Genomic DNA, 11,892 nt, shown 5'->3' on the forward strand with positions numbered 1-11,892 from the left:
GGGCGGTCTGCGCGAGTGAGTGACACGGGGGCGGGCGCGCTGGTGGCGTCCGCACGCCGAGCGCGTCGGCAGTGGCGCGACAGCGCCCACGACGGCGATCCGGTGCGATCGGACGTGGTGGTCGTCCAGGGCCTCGCCGCGATCTGCGTGCTGAGCACCGTTCTGTACGGAGCGGTGTTCCTGTGGGTGGTGACGGACCCCCACTACGCGGTCCACTGGTGGGTTCAGTCCTACAACCTGCTGGTCGCCGCGCTCGCGGCCACGACGTTCTGGGCACTGCACACGCCGCGGGCCGTGTGGTTCTACCGTCACACGGACGTCGTGACGTTCGTCGCCGCAGCCCTGATCATCGCCAGTCCCGTTCTGGGCAACGCCGATGCGGACTCCGGTTTCCCCGCCTTCGGACTCGCGCTCTCCATCGTCGCCGCCGCCGCGCTGCTGCAACGACGATGGCACGTGGTCGTCGTCGTCACCGGGGGCGTACTGGCCTGGATCGCCCTTGCCTCGGTCAACGGGATCGGAGACGTCGGGGTGCGCACCTTCGCGGCCGCGATCGTGCGCACCGTTCTGGTGGCGGGGTTGATCCACTACGTGCGGATCCGCACCATCGGTCTGCTGTGGGAGCGCTACAGGTCGGTGGATCGAGCACGCGCTCGAGCCGATTCGCTGTCTCACCGAGACGACCTGACGGGGCTGCTGAACCGGCGCGGTCTCGCGCGGGGCGCCTCGCCCGCGCTCGCCGACTGCGAACGTGATGCCGTGCCCGTCGGTGTCCTCTATCTCGATCTCGACGGTCTCAAGGAGATCAACGACCGAGCCGGCCACGACGCGGGCGACACGGCGCTGGTACGACTGTCCGGCATTCTCCACAGAAGTTTTCGCTCCGACGATCTGATCGCCCGCGTCGGCGGCGACGAGTTCGTGGTCGTCCTCCCAGGGGTCGGCGAACAGGAGGTCCTCGACCTCGGGGCGACCGCCCTCGACGGGCTCGGCGCCGCGCAGCTCTCCGTCAGTGCGGGGGTCGCGGTGTGGAACCCCGCCCCCGGCGGCGTCGGCCCGGACCTCGACGAACTGATGAGGCGGGCGGACAACGCGATGTATCGCGAGAAATATCGGCGTTGATCGGTCTCGTCCTGCTCGTGACTCCGAATTCGGGGTACTGCTCTGGGACGCCGCCGGTCACATCCGCGGCGTCGACGGCGTCGAGAACTGGCGTCACCATCGACGGTCTCGGCCGTCGACTCTCCGGACGCGCGCCGACGTCGGCAGCGCGTCGATACTCGAGGTAATCCATGACCCAGTCCATCTCTCCCACCGATCGTCGATCCGCCGGGACGATCCTGATCACCGGCGCGTCCAGCGGTATCGGCCGCGCCACCGCCCACCTCTACGCCGAGCGCGGCTGGTCCATCGTCGTGTGTGCCCGTGGCCGTGACGGTCTGGCCGCCGTGGCCGACGAATGCCTGCAACGCGGCGCCGCCGCGGTGGCCGTCAAGCCGGTCGACGTGGTGCGCGGCGACGACGTGACCAAGGTCGTCACCGAGGTCGTCGAGCAGTTCGGCCGCCTCGACGTCTGCGTGCACTCCGCCGCGGTGATGTCCTACGGGACGTTCCTCGACACCCCGGCAGAGGTGTTCGATCACGCCGTGTCGGTCGACCTGCTCGGGTCCGCGAACGTCGCACGGTCGACGCTCACGGTGTTCCGCGACCAGGAGCACGGCCACCTCGTGGTCATCGGCTCGTTGCTGGGCCGTATCGCGGTGCCGTGGATGGGCACCTACGTCACGTCCAAATGGGGGCTGCGCGGCCTCACCCGTGTTCTCCAGCAGGAGGTTCGGCAGTATCCCGGCGTCCACGTCAGCGCCGTCGCACCCGGTGCCGTGAACACGCCGATCTACGAGCAGGCCGCCACCGTCGTCGGCAGAGCGGGGTCGCCGCCTCCCCCCGTCGCGGAGCCCGAGGTCATCGCCCGTGCCGTCGCGGCGGTCGTCCGGCGCCCACAGCGTGAGCGGGACGCCGATGCGGTGTTCGGCCTCGTCAACAAGTTCGCGTCGGCGGGCTACTCGCTGGTCCCGGCGGTCTTCGATCGACTCGTCGGGCCGTTGATGTGGCGTTTCGGCATCGCACGCGAGCCCAAAGACGATTCGGAGGGCAATGTATTCCACTCCAGGACCGCACCTCCCCCGCGGAAAGTGACCGCGCGGACCGGAGACCGTCCACACTGAGTCCATGACCACCCGACGCCGGTTGCCCCCACAGAAGCTCGGATCCCTCATCGGCGCCGTGTTCGGACTCGTGTTCGTGGTGGTCAACTCGGCGTCGTCGCCGACACTCCTGCGTCTCGCGTTCTGTGTGGCCGCTGCGGCGGCCGCGATCACCGTTCTCGTGGGAATCGCGCGCAATCCCGTGGCCACGGTGCCCGCGGGTGTCACACCGTTCGGACGCGGTTACGTCGTGATCGTGCTCGCCGAGGTGGTGCTGCTCTTCGTCGGCATCAGCATCGTGGCGGGGCCTCTCGGACTGCCCGAGGCCGGGGTCGCCTGGGTGGCCGTCGTGGTCGGCGTGCACTTCGTCGTCCTGGCGCGCCTGTGGCACCTGCGACTGTTCGACGTCCTGGGCTCGGTGCTGACCGCTCTCGGGGTGCTCGGCTTCGTCCTGGCCGTCGCCGGGTCGGACCGGATGTGGATCGACATCGTGGCAGGGGTTGCTTCGGGTGCGGTGCTCCTGGAGTTCGCGCGCCGAGGAGTGCGTCAGAGCCCCACCTTCTCCAGCGCTTCGTCGTAGATCAGAGCCGCCTCGGACTCCGAACGGCCCTCCTGCAGCGCGCCCACGTAGACGGCGGACACCTCTTTCTCCACCGCCGTGTACTTCGCGAGCCACTGCTCGGCTCGCACGCGCCAGTAGCCGATGATGTCGAAACGGTCGACGCCCATACCCTGCTCGCGGCGCACGTACTTGCGGACGGCACGCGAGTCCGCGGCCTCCCCCGCGAAGAAGACGTAACCCGCGCCCGGCGGGAACTCCCACGCCTGCACCGCGTCCGGCAGCACTCCGGGACCGTGCCCGTTACCGGACCCGACGCACCACTGCACTGTCACCTCGGCCGCCGACTCGAACGTCTGCACGTCGGCCTCGTCGAGAACCTCGACGATCGCATGGGCCCGAGTGTTCGCGGGCAACTCCTCGAGCACTCGGCCCAGCGCCGGAAGCCCGGCGAGATCCGCCGCGAGGAGGAACCACGCGGTGTCCGCCGGCGGCGCGAACCAGTGCCGCGGCGGAGTGACGACCACGACGTCGCCCGGTCGCGCCGACAGCGCCCAGGACGCGGCCACCCCGCCGTCGTGGGCGACGAAGTCGATCACCAGCTCACCGGCGTCCGTCACCCGTCGCACCGTGTAGTTGCGTCCCTCGGGACGGGTGGCGTCGTCGTGGTACCACCACACCCCGTCGACACACTGCATGGCCGGCGGCCGAGCGTCGCCGGGAGCCGGGAAGTAGAGCGCGACGCACTCGTCGGCCACACCGGCCGGCCGGTACCGGCGCAGGTCCTCTCCGCCGAAGGTGAGGCGAACGAGGTTGGGGCTCAGTGTCGTCCGGTCCACCACCTCGGCCCAGTAGAAGGTCGGCTCGGTGTCGTCGGTCATCGTCGGTGCTCCCGCAGTCGAGGTCGTCGTTCCGAGTTAGGTTACCCTGACCAGGCCGGGTGTGGTGGTGCCAGGACGGGGCGATTTGGTGGTCGACGGGTGCCATGGGTTAGAGTCTCTTCTCGGCGAGGATGCATCCGAGAGGGTGCTGTCGGAGCCACGAACATTCCCCCATAGCTCAATTGGCAGAGCATTCGACTGTTAATCGAAGGGTTTCTGGTTCAAGTCCAGATGGGGGAGCACGCAGAGCCCGTGACCGTTGTCGGTCACGGGCTCTTCTCGTTTCGCCGCACCCGCCCCGGGGAGTTCGCCGTGCCCGGTCACGTCGGGCAGGATGGTCTCAGACGTCTCGAAAGGACTCACGCTCACATGATGGGAATGTTGGCCGGCATCGCTGCCGGATACGTGCTCGGCACCAAGGCGGGGCGGGCGCGCTACGAACAGATCAGCCGCGCGACGAAGGCGGTGGCGTCGAGTCCCGCGACGAAGAAGGTCGTGTCGGCCGGACGCCAGAAGTTGGCCGACACCCTCAGTACACAGCCGAAGCTCGAGCCGATGAAGCAGGTCGACGACACTCAGCTCTACATCCCGCACGACAAGCTCTAGACAGCGGGGAACTCCGCGTCCGTGGTGCTGCCGACTGCCTGCTCCAACAGGCTGCGGCGGTACTGCTCGAGCGCGATGAGGTCGCCGAACAGCGCGTTGTAGTCGTCCGGCTTGTCGATGGGTGACATGCGCTGCAGCTTCGATTTCAGTTCCGCGACCTGCCGGCCTACCCACACTTCCTGCAGGCGCGCGAGCACACCCGAGATGTAGCGCGGGGTCGCCTCGTCGGAGATGGGCATGGCCTCGACGGCCAGTTCCGTGACCAGTGAGCGCAATCCCTTCGGCTCCGCCTTCTTGCCGACGGCATCGAGCCACTCCCCGCCCCCGAGCCCCGCGGCCGTTCCACCGGCCTCGCGGACCGCCTCGGACACCGCGGCGTACGCCGGGTGCCCGAACGTCTCGGGCGGCAGCGAATCGAACACGGACCCGGCGATACCGGGGTGCTGCATGACGGCCTTGAGGGCTTCGCGCTGCGGCCACAGGGTGGGGTCGTTGCGCGCCGGATGCGCCGGACCGACCGGCGCGGCCTTCTCGGTCTCGGTACTGCGGACAGGCCGCCGGAGCGGCGCCGGCGCGCCACCCTTCGCGATCTTCGCCGCTTCCTCGCGCACCCGGTTGACCACCATGCGCTCGTCGATCCAACCCACCCAGCCGCTGAGCCGAGCCGCGTAGTTGTCGCGCAGCGCACGGTCCTTCATCTGCGCGACCATCGGCACGGTGCGGCGCAGGGCTTCGACCTGCCCCTCGGCGGTGTCGAGATCGCACTCGGACAGTGCGCCGCGGATGGCGAACTCGAAGAGTGGGGTACGACGCGCGACGAGATCACGTACAGCCGCGTCGCCCTTCTCGAGGCGCAGGTCGCACGGATCCATCCCGTCCGGAGCCACCGCGATGAACGTCTGGCCGGCGAGCTTCTGGTCTCCCGAGAAGGCCTTCATCGCGGCAGCCTGGCCGGCGGAGTCCCCGTCGAAGGTGTAGATGATCTCGCCGCGCCAGAACTTGTCGTCCATCAGCAGCCGACGCAGGAGCGCGAGATGCTCGTCACCGAAGGCGGTACCGCACGAGGCGACCGCCGTCTTGACCCCGGCCAGATGCATGGCCATGACGTCGGTGTAGCCCTCGACCACGACGGCTTGGTGCCCCTTGGCGATGTCCTTCTTCGCCAGGTCGAGGCCGAACAGCACCTGAGACTTCTTGTACAGCAACGTCTCCGGCGTGTTGACGTACTTGCCCGGCATCGTGTCGTCGTCGAAGATCTTGCGTGCGCCGAAGCCGATGACGTCACCGGACAGGTTGCGGATGGGCCACAGCAATCGACGGTGGAACCGGTCCATCGGACCCCGCTTGCCCTCGCGGGACAGCCCGGCCGCCTCGAGTTCCTTGAACTCGAAGCCCTTGTTCAGCAGATGCTTGGTGAGCGTGTCCCACCCACTCGGGGCGAACCCGCACCCGAACTCCTGTGCCGCGGCGGCATCGAAGTTGCGCTGCGTCAGGTAGTCCCGCGCCGCCTGCGCCTCGGGTGATCCGAGTTGCTCGGCGTAGAACTGCTGCGCTGCCGCATTGGCCGCGACGAGGCGGGACCGGGTCCCACGATCACGCTGGACCGAGGTGCCGCCACCCTCGTAGGAGATGGAGTAGCTCAGCCGATCCGCGAGTTGCTCGACGCTCTCGACGAACGTGATGTGCTCGATCTTCTGCAGGAACGTGTACACGTCGCCGCCCTCACCACAGCCGAAGCAGTGGAAGGTGCCGTGATTCGGCCGGACGTGGAACGACGGGTTCTTCTCGTCGTGGAACGGGCAGAGCCCGCTCATGGAATCGCCTCGCGGAGCCTTCAGTGCGACGTACTCGCCGACGATGTCCTCGATGCGAGTGCGTTCGCGAATGGCGGCTACATCGCGTTCAGGTATCCGGCCGGCCACGAGCCCAGTCTAGTGCCGGGTCCGACACGGCTCCCCCGCCGTACCGACCCGGACCCGCTAACCCCAGGACGCCTGCGCTCCGAGGCTGCTCTTGTCCACCCGTTCGAGCCGCGACTCCGTGTAGGACGCGATCTGATCCACCACGACGCGGACGCGTTGGGCGTCGTCCGCGGCGGCGTTCCACACGGGAACGAACATCGGATCGAGCGAGGCCGGCGCCGAGTACAGCAGCCAGGCCGCGACGCGGTGGATGCGATCGCGCTGACGGTCCTGCCGGAGCCGGTGCCCGGCGTCGGACATCACGTAACGCAGCGCCATCGTCTTGAGCAACGCCACCTCCGCTCGGACCAGCGACGGCACGGAGAGATCCGCCTCGTAGCGCCGCACAGGCCTGCCGTCGGCCGCCTCCCGGGTGCTGGAGATGGCGGCGGTGGTGAATCGGCCCACCAGTTCGCTCGTCATCCGCTTGAGCGCCACCGAGCGGACGAGAGTGCCGTCGTAGCCGGACGCATCGGTGACCACCGGCATCTCCGACAACCGCTGAGCGGCCTCGCGCATGTGGTCACGGTCGAAGCCGCGGAACTCGCTCACCGACATCTCGGCGAGGGCCGACTGCTCGCTGGGGTCCGCCAGCGACCGGAGGTCGATGCGCCCGGCGATGATGCCGTCCTCCACGTCGTGCACCGAGTACGCGACGTCGTCGGCCCAGTCCATCGCCTGCGCCTCCAGGCTCTGACGACCCTCGGGTGCGCCCTCGCGGATCCAGGTGAGGGTGTCGGCGTCGTCGTCGTAGGCGCCGAACTTCGCGCCCGGCCGCGGCCGCAGCCACGGGTACTTGATCGCGGCATCGAGCGAGGCACGAGTGAGGTTCAACCCGGCGCTGGCGCCGTCCTCGGTGAGGACCTTCGGTTCCAGCACCGTGAGGATCCGAAGGTTCTGAGCGTTGCCCTCGAACCCGCCGCAGGACTCGGCCACCTCGTCGAGAGCTCGCTCGCCGTTGTGGCCGTAGGGCGGGTGGCCGATGTCGTGGGCCAGCCCGGCCAGTTCCACCAGATCGGGGTCGCACCCGATGCCGTCGGCGATGCTGCGCCCGATCTGGGCGACCTCCAGAGAGTGCGTCAATCGGGTGCGGGGCGTGTCGCCCTCACGGGGACCGGTGACCTGAGTCTTGTCGGCGAGGCGTCGCAACGCGGCCGAGTGCAGCACCCGGGCGCGATCACGGGCGAAGTGTCCTCGCGAATCGCCGGGTGTCTCGGTGAGCACCAGCGCGGCCGTCTTCGGCCCCTCCGCCACCAGTCGTTCGAGGTCCGCCGCGTCGTACTGCGTCACTGGCTGGCCGTGTACTGGAAGTCCGCGGAGTAGTGCGTCAGCTGGTACCACAGCAGAGCCGCTGTCTCCCTGGCGATCCCGTGGATCTGCGACTCGCGGGTGAACACGGCGGGGCCCTGGCGGGTGGGCGACGTCCACGCGTCCAGACCGGCGTCGCGCGCCATGGTGCGGGTGCGCAGCGAGTGCCACGGATCGCTCACCAGGGTGATGTCGGTCAGTCCTCGCGACTGCAACTCCGCCGCGACGGCCTCGATGCTGAGCAGGGTGTCCGACCCCTCCTCGACGGCGACGATGTCCTCGCCCGGAACACCCTGGTCCATCAGGTAGTTCCGACCCGACGCCGCCTCGGTGTAGTTGTCGCCCACCTGCTTGCCACCGACCGTCACGATCAGCGGAGCGACCCCGCTGGAGAACAGCGCCGACGCCTGTTCGAGTCGCGCCTCGAAGACCGACGAGGGGACGCCGTCGTACTGGGCCGCGCCGAGCACGACGATGGCGTCCGACGGCGTGTGATCGTCGATCCGAGCCACCTGCCACACCCGCACGGCGGTCCCACCGACGAGGAGCACTCCCACGAGGACCACGCCCGCCACGAGCCGACGGAGCCAGCGCGCGACGGTGCCGCCGAAGCCGAGACGATCGGGCTGCGGCACGTACGGGTCGTCGTAGCGGTAGTCGGTACTCACACGTCGATTCTGCCAGCCGCACCCGCGGAGATCTGTCCGGCGCGCCTCACAACCACCCGTTGTCCTCCGCGATGCGCACGGCCTCGGCGCGCGTGGTGGCACCGGTCTTCCCGATGGCGGCGGAGAGATGGTTCCGCACCGTGCCCTCGGAGAGGTGCAGCGCGGCGGCGATGGACCCTGCGGTGGTCCCGGAGCGCGCCGCGGACAGGACGTCCCGCTCCCGCGGTGTCAGGGGCGAGTTCCCGGCCGTCAGTGTCTCCGTCGCCAGTGCCGGGTCGATGACGCGCATCCCGGCGTGGACCCGCCGGACCGCCTCGGCGAGCTGGCGAGCGGGCGTGTCCTTGACCACGAATCCGTCGGCACCGGCGTCGATGGCCCGCCGCACGTACCCGGGCCGTCCGAAGGTGGTGACCACGAGCACGCGACACGTGGGGACTGCCGCCCGCAGCAGGGCGGTGGTCGCGATGCCGTCTCCCCCGGGCATCTCGACGTCGAGAAGCGCCACGTCGGGACGGTGCTCGAGCGCTGCGGGCACCACCTCGTCGCCGCGCCCCACCTCCGCGACGACGTCGAGATCGTGCTCGAGTCCCAACAGGGCGGCCAGAGCGCCGCGGACCAGGGCCTGGTCGTCGGCCAGCAGGAGTCGGATCGTCACGGCGCCGTCACCGTGAGAGTGAACCCGCCGTCACTTCCCCGTGCGACCCGGACGGCGGCGCCGAGGGCGTCCGCGCGGTCGGTGAGTCCCCGCAGGCCGGTGCCCGTGGACTCGCCCTGCGGCCCGATGCCGTTGTCCGCGACGGTGATGCGGCGGGCATCGAGTCGCACCCGGCATTCGGTTCCGCCGCTGTGACGCACCACGTTCGTCACCGCTTCCCGGAGCGCCCAGGCGAACAGCTCACGGAACTCCTCCGCCACGTCACGCACCGACCCCTCGATGTGCAGTGTCATCCCTGCCGCTTCGACGGCGCTGCGCACTCCCCGTATCTCGGTGTCGAGTCGCAGGTGACGCAGCCCGCCCACCGTCGATCGCACGTCGGCGAGCGCTGCGCGCGAGAGGCTCTCGACGTCGGCGATCTCGACGGCGGCACGCGCCGGATCCACCTCGACGAGTCGCCCGGCCAGCTCGGCCTTCATGGTGATGACGGTCAGCGAGTGGCCGAGGATGTCGTGGACGTCGCGAGCGACTCTCTCGCGCTCCTCGACCACGGCCAGGTCGGACAGGCGGCGGCGCGCCTCGGTCAGCTGGATGTTGCGAGCGACGAGTTGGCTGATTCCCCAGGCGGCGAACGCGGCCACCGCCACGGTGAACCCGGCGGAATCGTCCGGGGTCCAACTCGGGACGACACGGGGAAGCACCTCGACCGCGGCGACGTTCGCAGCGAGCACGAGGAGACCCGACCGGCGAGGAAGGGTCATGACGGCGAGAACCGCCACGAACACGCATCCCGTCAACACGGAGTCACCGGCTGCGGGAGCGACCGGAACCAGCAGCAGCATCAGCGCCACCACCACAGCCCACTGTCGGGGCACCCGCACCTGCGCCTCGGCATGCAGCCGTCCCCGGAAGTCGCGGAAACCACCCAGGAACACCGCGGCGAAGGCGAGCAGACACAGCGCTGCGGCCACCTGCCAGTGGACGGGCCCGTCGTAACTCCACACCGCCCGTACCGGATAGATCAGGTAGGCCAGCCACACCGCACTGAAGACCCAGCCTCGGCGCACGGCGGCGCGCAGTCGCGTCCCCTCGCTGTCGTCGACGTTCACCTCGCGCGGCTCGATGACGAAATGCGAGCGAAGTGACTGCACGAGGCCCTGACGACGGCCGAGCGCGGCGGCGGTGGTCCTGCTCACCGCCGCCACGCTAGACCCCCTGGTGTCCGGACGTGTCATACGCGGGCGGTGTCCTTGCGGAACATCGTCATCGCGCCGATCACGAAGATCGTCGTCCACACCGCGACGTTGACGAGCGCCTCCACCAGCGACGTCCACGAGGTGTCCCCGAGCGGCGACCGCGCCAACGTGGCCACCCCGTACGTGGGGACGAACTTCGCCACAGTCGCGAACCATCCACTCGCCGGGACGAAGAGACCACCGGCGAACGCGAGCACAGCGAGACCGGGTCCGAGAATCTGCATCACGTTCTCCGACGGCAGCAGGTACCCCATGAAGAGGCCGAACGCCGCGAACACGATCGAGGTGATCCAGGCGAGCACGAAGCACTCCACCCATGCCGCGGCGGGAAGAGTCGCGCCTGTCGCCGCACCGACGGCGAAGACGACGGCCACGGACACGAGCCCGAGCGCCATGGCGACGACGACCTTCACCGCGATGTACGCGGTGGGGGTCAGCGGGGTGAGCCGCAGCTGACGGCTCCATCCGAGTCCGCGTTCGATCGAGACCATGGCGCCGCCGCTCGTGGTGGCCAGCATCGCGCCGTAGAGGGCCATGCTCACCATGACGTAGCCGGTGACGTTCGCCGATCCTGCCGACTCGGTCTTCAGATCACCCTGCAGCCCGAAGATGAGGAAGAAGATCGGCGGCACGACGAGTGCGAAGACGACGGTGCGGCGGTTCCGCAACATCCGGCGCATCTCGAGTGCGAGGAAGCCGGCGTTGAATCCGCCCCGAGCCGGCAGCGTCCGGACAGTGGTGGTGGTGGTGGTCGAATCGGTGGCGGTCATGCGAGGCTCCCGGTGGTGTCGGTGGTGAGGGTCAGGAACGCGTCCTCGAGAGTGTGGGGAACGATCTCCACCTCGCGAGCTGCGGTGTGTGCGAACAGGTATCGAGCGACTGCATCCGAGTCCGTCGCGTGGACGGTGAGCCGGTCACCGTGGATCTCGACGTCGTCGACGCCGGGAACGGCCAGCAGATCGGCTGCCCGCGCGCCCGGCAGGATCGCCGAGACCCGCCGGCCGGACGCCACGTTCTTGATCTCGGCCGCGGTGCCGTCCGCCACGATGCGCCCGTCGCGCAGCAGCACGATGCGGTCGGCGTAGGCGTCCGCCTCGTCGAGGTAGTGCGTGGCGAACAGGACCGTGCGTCCGTGCGAGGTGTCCTCGCGCATGGCGGCCCAGAACTCACGTCGGCCCTCCACGTCCATGCCCGTGGTCGGCTCGTCGAGCACGATGAGATCGGGATCCGGGAGCAGGGCGAGCGCGAACCGCAACCGCTGCTGCTGACCGCCGGAGCACTTCCCCACCATCCGGCCCCCGATGTCCGCGATGCCTGCGCGTGCCAGGACTTCCGAGACGGGCCGGGTGGACGAGTACAGCGTGCCGATGAGGCGCACGGTCTCCTCGACGGTGATGTCCTTCAGCAGTCCCCCGCTCTGCATCACCGCCGACACGCGGCCCGTCGCGACGGCGTCCTCGGGCGATCCGCCGAAGAGGGCGACGGAGCCCTCGTCGGGACGACCGAGGCCCAGCATCATGTCGATCGTGGTGGTCTTGCCGGCGCCGTTGGGCCCGAGGAACGCGACGATCTCGCCCGGGTGGACGACGAGTGACAGGTCGTCGACGGCCTGGACACGGGTGTGGCCCGGCCCGGCGAACGACTTCCGCAGATGGTCGAGGTGAATCGCTGGTGTGGTCATGAGAAGAACACTGCTCCGATGCGAGGGACGACCCCTCGTTCGTGCGTCACGACCGCGGCATGACAGTTGTCACGGGTCTCTCGTCCTCGTTCGCACCGTTCGGCCACGCTCCC

At 69.3% G+C, this 11,892-nt stretch carries 12 protein-coding genes and 1 tRNA gene; 5 read left to right on the forward strand and 8 right to left on the reverse strand.

Annotated features, from left to right (window positions below; genetic code table 11):
* Window positions 1–15: 15 nt before the first annotated feature.
* From HQ314_RS21620 to HQ314_RS04145, 3 genes are all read left to right on the forward strand, one after another.
* Window positions 16–1,122: a diguanylate cyclase gene (locus HQ314_RS21620; protein WP_222649315.1), complete on the forward strand. Its 1,107-nt coding sequence runs from the start codon at window positions 16–18 to the stop codon at window positions 1,120–1,122.
* A 170-nt stretch (window positions 1,123–1,292) separates the two neighbouring features.
* Window positions 1,293–2,225 (forward strand): SDR family oxidoreductase, encoded by a 933-nt coding sequence (locus HQ314_RS04140; protein WP_051613353.1) that lies wholly within the window; start codon window positions 1,293–1,295, stop codon window positions 2,223–2,225.
* A gap of 4 nt (window positions 2,226–2,229) precedes the next feature.
* A complete protein-coding gene (locus HQ314_RS04145) occupies window positions 2,230–2,784 on the forward strand; it encodes a hypothetical protein (RefSeq protein ID WP_222649316.1) in 555 nt (184 codons plus the stop codon).
* Here the strand turns inward: HQ314_RS04145 and HQ314_RS04150 are convergent.
* The gene (locus HQ314_RS04150; RefSeq protein WP_222649317.1) at window positions 2,751–3,644 is read right to left on the reverse strand and encodes a siderophore-interacting protein; all 894 of its coding nucleotides are present in this window, start codon (window positions 3,642–3,644) and stop codon (window positions 2,751–2,753) included. The two genes, HQ314_RS04145 and HQ314_RS04150, sit on opposite strands and share 34 nt — an antisense overlap.
* Window positions 3,645–3,811: 167 nt before the next feature.
* On the opposite strand from HQ314_RS04150, the gene HQ314_RS04155 reads away from it, so the two are divergent.
* Together HQ314_RS04155 and HQ314_RS04160 are read left to right on the forward strand one after the other, a co-directional pair.
* Window positions 3,812–3,884 (forward strand) — tRNA-Asn (locus tag HQ314_RS04155).
* Window positions 3,885–4,013: 129 nt separating this feature from the next.
* Window positions 4,014–4,250, forward strand: a complete 237-nt coding sequence (locus HQ314_RS04160) for a hypothetical protein (RefSeq protein ID WP_027505741.1) — start codon at window positions 4,014–4,016, stop codon at window positions 4,248–4,250.
* On the opposite strand, the gene dnaG is transcribed toward HQ314_RS04160, so the two are convergent.
* From dnaG to HQ314_RS04195, 7 genes are read right to left on the reverse strand one after another with little or no spacing between them, the layout of a single operon-like run.
* On the reverse strand, window positions 4,247–6,172 hold the full coding sequence (gene dnaG, locus HQ314_RS04165; RefSeq protein WP_027505740.1) for a DNA primase: 1,926 nt from the start codon (window positions 6,170–6,172) through the stop codon (window positions 4,247–4,249). The two genes, HQ314_RS04160 and dnaG, sit on opposite strands and share 4 nt — an antisense overlap.
* Window positions 6,173–6,229: 57 nt before the next feature.
* Window positions 6,230–7,501: a deoxyguanosinetriphosphate triphosphohydrolase gene (locus HQ314_RS04170; RefSeq protein ID WP_222630427.1), complete on the reverse strand. Its 1,272-nt coding sequence runs from the start codon at window positions 7,499–7,501 to the stop codon at window positions 6,230–6,232.
* Complete coding sequence (locus tag HQ314_RS04175) at window positions 7,498–8,187, reverse strand: YdcF family protein (protein ID WP_027505738.1); 690 nt, start codon at window positions 8,185–8,187, stop codon at window positions 7,498–7,500. Before HQ314_RS04175 ends, HQ314_RS04170 begins: the two co-directional genes overlap by 4 nt.
* Window positions 8,188–8,233: 46 nt before the next feature.
* On the reverse strand, window positions 8,234–8,842 hold the full coding sequence (locus HQ314_RS04180; RefSeq protein WP_222649318.1) for a response regulator transcription factor: 609 nt from the start codon (window positions 8,840–8,842) through the stop codon (window positions 8,234–8,236).
* Complete coding sequence (locus tag HQ314_RS21625) at window positions 8,839–10,038, reverse strand: sensor histidine kinase (protein WP_162246772.1); 1,200 nt, start codon at window positions 10,036–10,038, stop codon at window positions 8,839–8,841. Before HQ314_RS21625 ends, HQ314_RS04180 begins: the two co-directional genes overlap by 4 nt.
* A gap of 35 nt (window positions 10,039–10,073) precedes the next feature.
* Entirely contained in the window at window positions 10,074–10,868 is a 795-nt protein-coding gene (locus HQ314_RS04190) for an ABC transporter permease (RefSeq protein ID WP_222649319.1), read from the reverse strand.
* Entirely contained in the window at window positions 10,865–11,779 is a 915-nt protein-coding gene (locus tag HQ314_RS04195) for an ABC transporter ATP-binding protein (RefSeq protein ID WP_056445775.1), read from the reverse strand. The genes HQ314_RS04190 and HQ314_RS04195 overlap by 4 nt, the downstream gene beginning before the upstream one ends.
* Between the last annotated feature and the right edge of the window lie 113 nt (window positions 11,780–11,892).

The sequence above is a fragment of the Rhodococcus sp. BP-332 genome, from assembly GCF_019836065.1.
GTDB lineage: Bacteria > Actinomycetota > Actinomycetes > Mycobacteriales > Mycobacteriaceae > Rhodococcoides.

What these genes read in the sequence shown, in the direction of transcription:
- HQ314_RS04140 (WP_051613353.1), top strand. Translation starts at nt 1,293, where the DNA reads ATGACCCAGTCCATCTCTCCCACCGATCGTCGATCCGCCGGGACGATC.
- HQ314_RS04145 (WP_222649316.1), top strand. Translation starts at nt 2,230, where the DNA reads ATGACCACCCGACGCCGGTTGCCCCCACAGAAGCTCGGATCCCTCATC.
- HQ314_RS04150 (WP_222649317.1), bottom strand. Translation starts at nt 3,644, where the DNA reads ATGACCGACGACACCGAGCCGACCTTCTACTGGGCCGAGGTGGTGGAC.
- HQ314_RS04160 (WP_027505741.1), top strand. Translation starts at nt 4,014, where the DNA reads ATGATGGGAATGTTGGCCGGCATCGCTGCCGGATACGTGCTCGGCACC.
- HQ314_RS04190 (WP_222649319.1), bottom strand. Translation starts at nt 10,868, where the DNA reads ATGACCGCCACCGATTCGACCACCACCACCACCACTGTCCGGACGCTG.
- HQ314_RS04195 (WP_056445775.1), bottom strand. Translation starts at nt 11,779, where the DNA reads ATGACCACACCAGCGATTCACCTCGACCATCTGCGGAAGTCGTTCGCC.